Consider the following 14251-nt stretch of genomic DNA (forward strand, 5'->3'; position numbering starts at 1 on the left):
TGCTTACTTATTTATATATAACCATCCTGTTCGTGCTGATTCTCCATTTCCTGGATCAATCACATAGTAATACGTTCCTACTGGTAACTTCTCATCAACACTTATCGTAGCTCTACCATTAGAAATTCCTTCAAATCTTCTTGAAGAATCAGTGTTACTATAACCACTGATCTTATAAACCGTATTACCCCATCTGTTAAAGATCTCAACCGTATTATTAGCATACTCTGGATTATCAATACATTTAATAAAAAAGAACGAATTTTCAGTATTACCATCTCCTGGTGACATTAAACTATATGGTGATAAACATTCATCGTTTTTACAATTTGGTCCTTCAATTGGATCACAAGGATCATTAGGATCAGAAGTTGGTCCACCTACAAAAGTATCAGGATCAAGTGGTGTATTTGGATCATCAGTACCTGTTACTTCTTCACCATCCGTTAAACCATCACCATCACTATCAGGATTTAGAGGATCTGTTCCTTCGTCAGTTTCCTCTTCGTTAGTAAGTCCATCATCATCACAATCTAACTGATTCCATTCATCACTTACATTATTTATATCTTGACTACTAGCTTCATAAGAACATCCATTTAAAGGATCGGTACCATCGGCTAATTCATCTCCATTTATAACACCGTCTCCATCACAATCTAAAGCATTCCAAGCGGCAGATACATTAGTTTCTACTTGACTTGTACTATTATAAGAACATCCATCAAATGGATCTGTACCATCATTTACTTCTTCTCCATTTGTAACTCCATCTCCATCACAATCTGATGCAGCCCAAACACTATAATTAGGATCAGTGGTTGCTGGAATTGTAGGATTAGAAACTGAACATGAATCTAAAGGATCCGTTCCATTATTTAATTCATCTTGATTACTTTCTCCATCTCCATCACAATCTAATGAATTCCAAGCAGCAGAAACATTGGTTACCACTTGACTTGATGCTGAATAAGAACATCCATCAAATGGATCTGTACCATCGTTAGCTTCATCTCCATTTGTAACTCCATCTCCATCACAATCTGATGCAGCCCAAACACTATAATTAGGATCAGTAGTTGCTGGAATTGTAGGATTAGAAACTGAACATGAATCTGAAGGATCTGTTCCATTATTTAATTCATCTTCATTACTTTCTCCATCTCCATCACAATCTAATGAATTCCAAGCAGCAGAAACATTGGTTACAACTTGACTCGAAGCTGAATAAGAACATCCATCGAACGGATCAGTACCATCATTAGCTTCTTCTCCATTTGTAACTCCATCGCCATCACAATCTAATGCAGCCCAAACACTATAATTAGAATCAGTAGTTGCTGGAATTGTAGGATTAGAAACTGAACATGAATCTAAAGGATCTGTTCCATTATTTAATTCGTCTCCATTACTTTCTCCATCTCCGTCACAGTCTAAAGCACTCCAAGCAGCAGAAACATTTGCTTCTACTTGACTTGATGCTGAATAAGAACAGCTATCGAATGGATCTGTACCATCGTTAGCTTCTTCTCCATTTGTAACTCCATCACCATCACAATCTGATGCAGCCCAAACACTATAATTAGGATCAGTAGTTGCTGGAATTGTAGGATTAGAAACTGAACATGAATCTAAAGGATCTGTTCCATTATTTAACTCATCTCCATTATTTTCTCCATCTCCATCACAGTCTAATACATTCCAAGCAGCAGAAACATTTGCTTCTACTTGACTTGATGCTGAGTAAGAACATCCATCGAACGGATCCGTACCATCGTTAGCTTCTTCTCCATTTGTAACTCCATCTCCATCACAATCTGATGCAGCCCAAATACTATAATTAGGATCAGTACTTGCTGGAACTGTAGAATTGGAAACAGAACATGAATCTAAAGGATCTGTTCCATTATTTAACTCATCTCCATTGCTTTCTCCATCTCCATCACAATCTGCTATTAACCAATTTCCTGATTGCATTAATGAAATTGAAGTTGGGATATATGAACAAGAATCTGTAGGATCAGTTCCATCTGTAACCTCCTGTCCATTTGTAACTCCATCACCATCACAATCTGCAGTTAGCCAATCTCCTGATTGTGCTACAGAAACTGAACTTGGATTTACTGAACATGGATCTGTTGGATCAGTTCCATCTGTAACTTCTTGTCCATTTGTAGCTCCATCTCCATCACAATCTGCAGTTAACCAATCACCTGTTTGAGGTAACGAAACTGAACTTGGATTTACTGAACAAGGATCTGTAGGATCAGTTCCATCTGCAACTTCTTGTCCATTTGTAACTCCATCTCCATCACAGTCTGCAGTTAACCAATCACCTGTTTGAGGTAAAGAAACTGAATTTATTAGAAATGAACATGGATCTGTTGGATCGGTTCCATCAGCAATTTCTTGACCATTTGTAACTCCATCTCCATCGCAGTCAGAAGTTTGCCATGTAGGATTACTAACATCTGCTACTGGGTTTCCGGTGAACGAACAAGAATCATTAGGATCACTTGTACCTGTTGGTATTCCTGAAGTTGAAGGATCGTCAATTCCTGTTGTTTCTTCACAATCTGTTAAGCCATCACCATCTGTATCTGTTGATGGTCCAACAGTAACTGTAAATACTGGCGAAGTTAAAGATACACACCCATTAGAATCGGTAACAACATAAGTAATATCTACTGTTCCAAAATTTATTCCAGTAACAACACCATTAGAATCAACTGTTGCTATACCCGTATTAGAAGAAATCCATGATATACTAGATCCTGTAGTACCTTCCGTAAGATCTATGGTATCACCTAAACAAACTTCAGAAGTCCCGGTAATTGGTAATGCTTCAGGTCTTGGATTTACAGTGACTGTATATGTATATTGATTTCCTTGACATCCATTTGGACTTATTGGCGTTATGGTATAAACTACAGTTTGTGGACTTCCACTCGTGTTTGTTAATGTATCAGAAATCGTAGAACCTGTTCCTGATGAAATTGTTTCTCCCGTTACATTTGAATTATCTGTTGCAATCCAATTAAAGGTAGTACCAATTACGTTAACATCGGATGTTAAATCATGACTTAAAGCAACATCACTACAAACTGTATCTGTTGGAGCTGTTGCATTAAATGGTTCTGGATTTACAGTAACTATAACATCGAAAGTTTCTCCATCGCATGCAGTACCATCATCAATAGTAACTGTATATGTAATAGTAACAGGAACTCCTGTTGTATTGGTATAACCATCTGTAATATTAGCAGCAATAGCTGTTACTCTATCTGGTCCTGCAGGAACATTTGTCGGGTCCGAAGACACCACTGTATAGGTAGCTGTAAATGCATTAATAGCAACATTTAAATTTTCACCAGAACAAACTTCTTCAGTAAAGTTAGGGAAAGGCGGTGATACAATATGTAATGTAACTTCTTCTCGTAATGGATTGACACATGAAGTACTTGTATCTGTAATTTCCGCATAAAATGTAACTGGTGCGTTCTCTGTATTTGTTATTGGGTTGGCAATAACATTACCTCCAGTTGCAGCATCATACCAAGTAACTGATATATTTGAACCAAATGTAATTCCATCATTTGCATTTAATGTCTGAATAGGAGATTCAACACATTCTATAATGTCATTTACTGATGTTAATACTGGGAGTGAGTTTACAGTAACTGTTGCAGTATCTGTTAAATTAATCGAACAATTTGTACTACTAAACTCTAGAGAAATTAAATTTATTGTTGTATCGGAAGTAGCTCCTGAATTCACTATTGTAGCATTTCCTGATCCATCTAAAGTAATTGTTTGATTAGCATTGCCATCAATATTATAAGTCAACACACTGTTTGGAGATCCTGAAACAGTAAATTCAGCATCGCTATTTTCACAAATAGGTGAATTTGTTGTTAAACTTGTATATACAGGTAACGGATTAACCGTTACAATATAGGTAAATGAGTTACCGTCACAGCCACTTAAACTAGTTGGAATTATTGTATATACTACTGTTTGTGGAATTGTACTATTATTGATTAATGTATCTCCTATAGTATTTAATGATGAATTGCTCAATGTTTCTCCTGTTACATTAGCGTTATCAGTTGCAACCCAATTAAAAGTAGTTCCTGATAGATTTACATCAGTTAATAAATTATGATTTAAAGTAGTATTACTACAAACCGTTTCTGTAGGAGGTACTGCATTGAAAGGTTCAGGATTTACAGTAACTGTATATGTAAATGGATCACCAATACAACCATCAGGACTTGTTGGGGTAACTGTATAAGTAACATTTTGAACACTTCCACTAATGTTTGTTAGAGTATCCGTTATCATTGATGAATTTGTAGCTACTAGAGTTTCACCAGTAATAAAACCATTATCCGATGCAACCCAACTAAAAGTGGTTCCTGAAATATTAATATCTGTTGATAAATCATGATTTAATGGTATATCACTACAAATTGTATCTGTCGGTGCAACCGAATTAAATGGTTCTGGATTTACCGTAACTGAATATGTGTAAGCAGTACCTGGACAACCATCAGTACTTATTGGCGTAATGGTGTATGTAACTATTTGACTAACTCCACTAATATTAGTTAATGTATCAGATATTGTAACTGCTGAATTATTAGACGTAGTTTCCCCTGAAACATTTGGATTATCTGTTGCTGACCATGTAAAATTCGTATTAGATACATTTACATCTCCTAATAAATCATGATTTAATGTTGTTTTACTACATACTGTTTCTGAAGGAGGAGTACTATTGATAGGCTCTGGATTTACCGTAACAGTGTATTCAAAAGAATTTCCTACACAACCATCCGCGCTTGTAGGTGTAATAGAATATACAACTGTTTGTACACTTCCACTAGTATTTGATAATGTATCTGTAATGGTTGATGAAGAAGTGTTTGTAATAGTTTCTCCAGTTACATTAGGATTATCAACTGCAATCCAATTAAAGGTCACCCCAGATAAATTTACATTTCCATTTAAATCGTGATTTAACGTACCACCACTACAAATTGATAATATTGGTTCAACTGCGTTAAATGGTTCAGGATTGACAGTAACCGTGTAAGTAAATGAATTCCCTACACAACCCTCTGCACTTCTAGGAATAATAGTATATATTACCGTTTGAGTAGTTCCACTCGTATTTGTTAATGTATCTGAAATAATAGCAGTATTAGAATTACTCGTAGTTTCTCCAGTAACATTCGGATTATCTGTGGCAACCCAATTAAAAGTTGCTCCTGTTAAGTTTACGTCTGTATTTAAATCATGATTTAATGCTACATCACTACAAATAGTATCTGTTGAAGCTGTTGCATTAAACGGTTCTGGATTTACAGTAACTGTATACGTATATTGATTTCCTTGACATCCATTTGAACTTATTGGCGTTATAGTATAAACTACAGTTTGTGGACTTCCACTAGTGTTTGTTAATGTATCAGAAATTGTAGAACCTGTTCCTGATGAAATTGTTTCTCCTGTTACATTTGGATTATCTGTTGCAATCCAATTAAAAGTAGTACCAATTACGTTAACATCGGATGTTAAATCATGACTTAAAGCAATATCACTACAAACAGTATCTGTTGGAGCTGTTGCATTAAATGGCTCTGGATTTACGGTAACAACAACATCGAAAGTTTCTCCATCGCATGCAGTACCATCATCAATAGTAACTGTATATGTAATAGTAACAGGAACTCCTGTTGTATTGGTATAACCATCTGTAATATTAGCAGCAATAGCTGTTACTCTATCTGGTCCTACAGGAACATTTGTCGGGTCCGAAGACACCACTGTATAGGTAGCTGTAAATGCATTAATAGCAACATTTAAATTTTCACCAGAACAAACTTCTTCTGTAAAGTTAGGGAAAGGCGGTGATACAATATGTAATGTAACTTCTTCTCGTACTGGATTGACACATGAAGTACTTGTATCTGTAATTTCCGCATAAAATGTAACCGGAGCGTTCTCTGTATTTGTTATTGGATTGGCAATAACATTACCTCCTGTTGCAGCATCATACCAAGTAACTGATATATTTGGACCAAATGTAATTCCATCATTTGCATTTAATGTCTGAATAGGAGATTCAACACATTCTGTAATGTCATTTACTGATGTTAATACTGGGAATGAGTTTACAGTAACTGTTGCGGTATCTGTTAAATTAATCGAACAATTTGTACTACTAAACTCTAGAGAAATTAAATTTATTGTAGTATCGGAAGTAGCTGCAGAATTCACTATTGTAGCATTTCCTGATCCATCTAAAGTAATTGTTTGATTAGCATTGCCATCAATATTATAAGTCAACACACTGTTTGGAGATCCTGAAACAGTAAATTCAGCATCGCTATTTTCACAAATAGGTGAATTTGTTGTTAAACTTGTATATACAGGTAACGGATTAACCGTTACAACAGATTCATTTGAAGTAACAGTATTACATCCTGATCCACTATCACTAATAATAACTTGATAATATGTAGTCCCAGAACTTGTAGTTACTGGTGTATATGTAGCAGAAGTTGCTCCACTTATATCTGCAAATCCAGATCCACTTGTACTTGAACTTTGCCATTGATAAGTTAATCCTGTTACTCCACCTGTTGCGGTTACAGCTAAATCCGTTGGAGTCACTCCTGAACAAATAGTTTGAGTTGTTATAGGTTGTACGGTAATTGTAGGATCAGCATTTATAATTACAACAGATTCATTTGAAGTAATTGTATTACATCCCGACCCAGTATCACTAATAACAACTTGATAATACGTAGTTCCAGAACTCGTGGTTACTGGTGTATATGTAGCTAAATTTGCTCCGCTTATATCTGTAAATCCTGATCCACTAGTACTTGAACTTTGCCATTGATAGGTTAATCCTGTTACTCCTCCTGTAGCTGCTATAGATAAATCCGTTGGAGTTGCTCCTACACAAATAGTTTGAGTTGTTATAGGTTGAGTAGTAATAGCTGGATCATCATTTATAATCACAACAGATTCGGATGAAATGACCGTATTACATCCTGATCCACTATCACTAATTATAACTTGATAATATGTTGTTCCAGAACTCGTCGTAACTGGAGTATATGTAGCTAAAGTCGCTCCACTTATATCTGTAAATCCTGATCCACTAGTACTTGAGCTCTGCCATTGATAAGTTAATCCTGTTGCTCCTCCATTTGCTGTTACAGATAAATCTGATGGAGTTGCACCAACGCAAATTGTTTGATTTGTTAAAGGTTGTGCTGTAATTGTAGGATCTTCATTTATAATTACAACCGATTCAGAAGAAGTTATTGTATTACACCCTGAACCAGTATCACTAATTACAACTTGGTAATAAGTTGTCCCAAAACTTGTCGTTACTGGTGTATATGTAGCTAAAGTCGCTCCACTTATATCTGTAAACCCTGATCCACTTGTACTTGAACTTTGCCATTGATAGGTTAATCCAGTTACTCCTCCAGAAGCTGTCACTGATAAATCCGTTGGAGTTGCTCCAACACAAACTGTCTGATTTGCTAAAGGTTGCGCTGTAATTGTAGGATCTTCATTTATAATTACAACCGATTCAGAAGAAGTTATTGTATTACACCCTGATCCAGAATCACTAATTATAACTTGGTAATATATTGTTCCAGAACTTGTTGTTACTGGTGTATATATAGCCGTAGTTGCTCCACTTATATCCGAAAATCCAGAACCACTTGTACTTGAACTTTGCCATTGATAGGTTAATCCTGTAACTCCTCCTGTAGCGGTTACAACTAAATCCGTTGGAGTTGCTCCAACACAAATTGTTTGAGTTGTTAGAGGTTGCGAAGTAATTGAAGGATCATCATTTATAATTACAACCGATTCAGAAGAAGTTATTGTATTACATCCGGATCCGGTATCGCTAATTACAACTTGATAATACGTAGTTCCAGAACTCGTCGTAACTGGCGTATATGTAGCAGAAGTTGCTCCACTTATATCTGAAAATCCTGAACCACTAGTACTTGAACTCTGCCATTGATAGGTTAATCCTGTAACTCCTCCTGTAGCTGTTACTGATAAATCTGCTGGAGTTGCTCCAACACAAATTGTTTGAGTTGCTAGAGGTTGTGCTGTAATTGTAGGATCTTCATTTATAATTACAACAGATTCATTTGAAGTTATTGTATTACATCCTGATCCGGTATCACTAATTACAACTTGATAATATGTAGTTCCTGAACTTGTTCTTACTGGTGTATATGTAGCCGAAGTTGCTCCACTTATATCTGAAAATCCTGAACCACTTGTACTTGAACTCTGCCATTGATAGGTTAATCCAGTAACTCCTCCGTTTCCTGTTACTGTTAAATCCGTTGGAGTTGCTCCTATACATATAGTTTGAGTTGCTATTGGTTGTACTGTTATTGTTGGATCATCGTTTACAATTACTACTGATTCTGATGAAGTTATATCGTTACACCCTGAACCGGTATCACTAATTACAACTTGGTAATATATTGTTCCTGAACTTGTTGTTACTGGTGTATATGTAGCCGAAGTTGCTCCACTTATATCTGTAAATCCAGAACCACTTGTACTTGAACTTTGCCATTGATAAGTTAATCCTGTGACTCCTCCAGAAGCTGTCACTGATAAATTCGTTGGAGTTGCTCCAACACAGATTGTTTGAGTTGTTAGAGGTTGTGCTGTAATTGTCGGATCATTATTTATAGTAACTACAGATTCACTAGAAGTAATTGTGTTACATCCCGATCCAGTATCACTAATTACAACTTGGTAATATGTTGTTCCTGAACTTGTTGTTACTGGTGTATATGTAGCCGAAGTTGCTCCGCTTATATCTGTAAATCCAGAACCACTTGTACTTGAACTTTGCCATTGATAAGTTAATCCTGAAACTCCTCCAGAAGCTGTCACTGATAAATCCGTTGGAGTTGCTCCAACACAAACTGTCTGAGTTGTTAGAGGTTGTGTAGTAATCGTAGGATCATCATTTATAATTACAACCGACTCAGAAGAAGTAATTGTATTACATCCTGATCCAGTGTCACTAACTATTACTTGATAATATGTTGTTCCAGAACTTGTCGTTACTGGTGTATATGTAGCCGAAGTTGCTCCGCTAATATCTGTAAATCCAGAACCACTTGTACTTGAACTCTGCCATTGATAAGTTAATCCTGTTACTCCTCCAATTGCAGTTATTGATAAATCCGTTGGAGTTGCTCCAATACATATAGTTTGAGTTGCTATTGGTTGTACTGTAATTGTTGGATCATCGTTTACAATTACTACTGATTCTGATGAAGTTATATCGTTACACCCTGAACCAGTATCACTAATTATAACTTGATAGTATGTTGGACCCGAACTTGTTGTAATCGGTGTATATGTAGCAGAAGTTGCTCCGCTAATATCTGTAAATCCTGAACCACTTGTACTCGAACTCTGCCATTGATAAGTTAATCCTGTTACTCCTCCAGAAGCTGTAACAGATAAATCTGTTGGAGTTGCTCCTACACAAACTGTTTGAGTTGTTAAGGGCTGTACAGTAATTGTTGGGTCGTTATTAACAATCACAACTGATTCAGAAGAAATTACATCATTACATCCTGATCCAGAATCACTAATTACAACTTGGTAATAAGTTGTTCCAGAACTTGTCGTTACTGGCGTATATGTAGCAGATGTTGCTCCACTTATATCTGTAAATCCTGATCCACTTGTACTTGAACTTTGCCATTGATAGCTTAATCCAGTTACACCGCCTGTTGCTGTAACTGATAAATCGGTAGGGGTTGCTCCTACACAAATGGTTTGAGTTGATATTGGTTGCGAAGTAATCGAAGGGTCATTGTTTATAGTAACTACTGATTCATCAGATATAATATCTGAACATACACCACTTGCATCACTAATGACAACTTGGTAATAAGTTGTTCCAGAACTTGTTGTAACTGGTGTATATGTAGCTGAAGTTGCTCCACCTATATCAGTAAACCCTGAACCACTAGTTGAAGAACTTTGCCATTGATAATCTAACCCATCAATTCCCCCAGTAACTGTAACGGAAAGATCGGTTGGAACTGCTCCTACACAAATAGTTTGCGTTGCTAAAGGTTGTGCTGTTATTGATATTTCTGGTTTTATTGTAACCGTATATGTAAAAGAATCACCTTGACAACCATTTCCACTTGTTGGAATTATAGTATATGTTACGGTTTGATTCGTTCCTGAATTATTAATTAAAGTATCACTAATAATAGCATTTGTTCCACCTGATACTGTTTCACCTGTTACATTAGGATTATCAGTTGCTGACCACATAAAACTTGATCCAGTAACATTAACATCCGAATTTAAATCGTGACTTAATGTTGAGTTACTGCAAATGGTTTCTGTTGGAGCTGTTGTATTTGATGGCTCTGGGTTAACCGTAACAACAACATCAAAAATATTACCGTCACACGGAGAACCATCCTGAATAGTTACTGTATATGTAATCGTAACTGGATTTCCTGTAGTATTGGTATAAGTATCTGTAATATTAGCTGTTGTCGCTGTAGTTCTATTAGCCCCTGCAGGTACGTTTGTTGGATCAGAAGAAGCAACGGTATAAGTTGTAGCAAAAGATAAACCTATATTAAGCATTTCATCTGAACACACTGTTTCGGATAAATTCGGAAAAGGAGGTGAAACAATTTGGAGTTTAACTTCTTCTCTCACAGGATTCACACAAGACGAACTCGTATCTGTTATTTCAGCATAAAAAGACGTAGGAGGATCCGTACTTGGAGTTGCTGTATTTACTATAGGTGAGGCTACAATATTTCCTCCAGAAGGTGCATCATACCAAACAACACTAGTGTTAGGATTCAATGTGATTCCACTATTAGCGTCCAAACTTTGTGTTCCAGACATATCATCACAAACAATAATATCATTTACACTTGCTAATGTTGGATTTGGATTTACAACAATTGTTTCTGTATCAGTTAATGCCACCGAACATGTTGTTGAAGTAAACTCTAATGATACTAAATTTATTGTTACATCACTCACAGCCGAAGAGCTTGTTATAGTAGCGTTTCCTGATCCATCTAATACTATTGTTTGATTAGCATTCCCATTCAGACTGTATGTTAATGTAGAATTTGCAGAACCAGAGATTGTGAATTCAGCAATATTTCCCTCACAAATAGGAGTATTTGATGAAAGTGAAATAAGTGATGGTAATGGGTTAACTGTAACTGTAAAGGTAGCTGATACTAAAGAAGTACATCCATTTGTATCAGTTACAGTATAAGTTATATCAGTACTTCCAGCGGATACACCAGTAACCAAACCATTAGTATCAATTGTAGCTACGCCAGTGTTAGATGAATTCCAAATTATTGTACTTCCAGTAGTTCCTTCTGTTAAGTCAATTGAACCACCCACACAAACTTGATTAGACCCTGTAATAGGACTGGCAATTGGTAATGCATTTACGGTTATCGTTCCTGTTGCACTCACAGTATTACAACCACCTGTTAACGGTATATCATAATTAAAAACTCCAGAATTTGTAGGCGTACCGCTTATTGTGATTGTATTGCTATTCCAACTCGCTGTAACTCCTGTTGGTAAACCTGTTGGCGTACCTATGCCAGTGGCTAAAGTTGTTGAATGAGTTATGTTAGTGAGTGGTGTGTTAACACATAAAGTAGGCGAACTCGATGGTGCGCTAACAGTATTACATGCATTAATAGTAACGCTTTCATTTAAATCATCAGGAAAAGTATTAATTTCTGTAGCTATTTCGTTGTAATTATAAGTTACAGTATTTGTTACAGTTCCAGATGCATCATCTCGAGCTCTTGCGACTATTTCCAGCTCAAATTTATCTCCAGGATCCATATTCCCTATATTCCAAGTTAATGTTCCTGTACTAGAAAATGTTGTTCCAGGTTCTGGATTGGCACTAACAAACTCTAATTCTGCGGGAAGAACATCCTCAATTATAACATTAGTAATTGGATCAACAGAAAAACTCTCCGCCGTTATTGTAAAAGTAACATTGCTACCCGCATCTATTGGATCGGCATTATCTGTTTTTAATACCTGAAGTTCAGGATCACAGCTATAAAAAGTAACTACAGCTGAATTATATTCACATCCTCCGAAATCAGTAACACGCACAAAATAATTTCCAACTCCATTTAAAGTTGGATCATAAGTTTGTAATGTTGGTCCACTTGCTAATAATGTTCCTGAAATCTCATCAAAACCTTTATACCAAGCATAATTTGCAAATCCACCTGTAACTTCTTGAATACTTGATCCTGGATGACATCCGCCTCCTGTAAGTTCTATTTCAACAACCGGAACCGTATCAAAACCAGAAAAATAACCTGCTAAACCAGCATTTGACCCTAAGGACATAAAAGTTCCTGCTGCTATTGGCCCCGGTGTAACAACAGAAATTTCACCTGTTAATCCTGGTACATATAAAGTTTTCCATTGTGGTGTTCCCGTTCCATCATTTACTAATGAAGAAGCTGGTGTTGTAATTTGTACACCATTTTGATAAATTTCAATATCGGCATCACTAACTAACGTTGAGACCACTAATGTTAATGCTGAGATATTAGAATTAGTGTTTGCTATATCTTGAATTTGTGGTATCTCTTGTAATTCATTTGGAAGTAAACAATTAACAGGAGCAATAAAATTCATCCCAACTGTTTGTATTCTATTTGTTTGACCGGCTAAACATTGATAAGCATAAGCATCTTTAGATGTTCTTACGTACATATTCGAACCTGCCGTAGTTCCTGAATAATTGGAACCAGGAATTTCTAAATACTCACCATCATCAATTGTTCCTATTAACACTCCTCCAGCGAATACCTGAGTATCATCTTGTGTTGCTACAATTACAGGAAATTCCGTTCCATCATTTCCATCACCTGCTCCTCTCATAAAAACATATTCTCTCCCTATAACATTTGTAGGTACTGGTTGATCTATACCAACATCTCTACTTCCAGAGGTAGCGCTTATTCCAAAATTTAAACCACCACTTGCTATAGCAATAGGTTCAGTAGCTTCAATTGTTGCTCCTAACCATCCATCGATATTTGCTGTATTGGTTGCTGCGCTAATTCCTGATTGATTTCTGACTGCCTCTAATACATAAGTTTCACCTGCCTGCAACGTTATATTAATAACATCGTTCGTAATTCCATCAGGATCTGTTCCACTTCTAAATGCACAATCTGGATTAAATCCAGAAATAGTTACCATAGTATTTGGTGCAGTAGCCATTATACCTAAACTAGTACTACTGTTAGAATTTGAATGTCTATTAGCAATTCCTCCCCATCTAAACTCTTTTCCTAATGCTTTTCCTCCTTTACAGGTTAAGGAACCTGCTTGAGCGCCAGAACGACCTCTATAATTAACATAGAACTTTTGTCCACCTGGAGCTTCAAAACGTAAACCTGCTGTAGTTAAAACTGTACCAGTATTTCCGTTAGTAACTAAAGTTATATTATTATTACTATTCGCTAATACTTGATCTGTAAAACCACCTCCTGAATCATTTACGTTATCAATTACAAATGGAGTTCCATTTACTAAACTTGGTATAACTAACCATGGTACAGTAGATATTCCTCTATACACATTAACTGTAAAAGCAGTTGTTTCGGGCGTGGAAAGATAAATTGATTGCTGTTGTATGGCAGCATTACTTTGGTGATTGGCATTATTATTTGTACCTGAAGTTTGTTTTAAAGGAGGTAAATAATGTTGACTATCTAATTGAGAATAGGCCAATGAAGTACAAAACATCATTATTACAGAAATAACAATATCTCTTTTTAAAAATTTATGAAATATCTTGTAGGGTAAAGTTATTATCATACGATGATGTTTTTAATAGTTTAGCTATATAATTTTGAAAGACATTTTCTAATATCGATAAATGTTAAAATTAGTTAAAAATTAACACATGTTAATTGTTAAGACACACATCTTTTTTGAAAGTCACAAAAAAGTTAAAAAAAAGTTAAACATTATTTGAATAAGTTTCGTCTTAATGCAGATTTCCAAAGGTGAGAAGAGGTAAATCCTGATAAAATTTATTTTTTTCTTTTAAAAAAAGAGGCCTATTAATCAATAAATCTTTTAAGAAAAACAAAAACGCTTCTAAAAATAG

At 35.8% G+C, this 14251-nt stretch carries 1 protein-coding gene; it reads right to left on the bottom strand.

The annotated features are described in order from the left end of the window. Positions 1 to 3: 3 nt before the first annotated feature. Entirely contained in the window at positions 4 to 13956 is a 13953-nt protein-coding gene (locus tag ABNT61_RS04690) for a PKD-like domain-containing protein (RefSeq protein WP_348745041.1), read from the bottom strand. Between the last annotated feature and the right edge of the window lie 295 nt (positions 13957 to 14251).

This window comes from Tenacibaculum sp. 190524A05c (genome assembly GCF_964036595.1).
Lineage (GTDB): Bacteria > Bacteroidota > Bacteroidia > Flavobacteriales > Flavobacteriaceae > Polaribacter > Polaribacter platacis.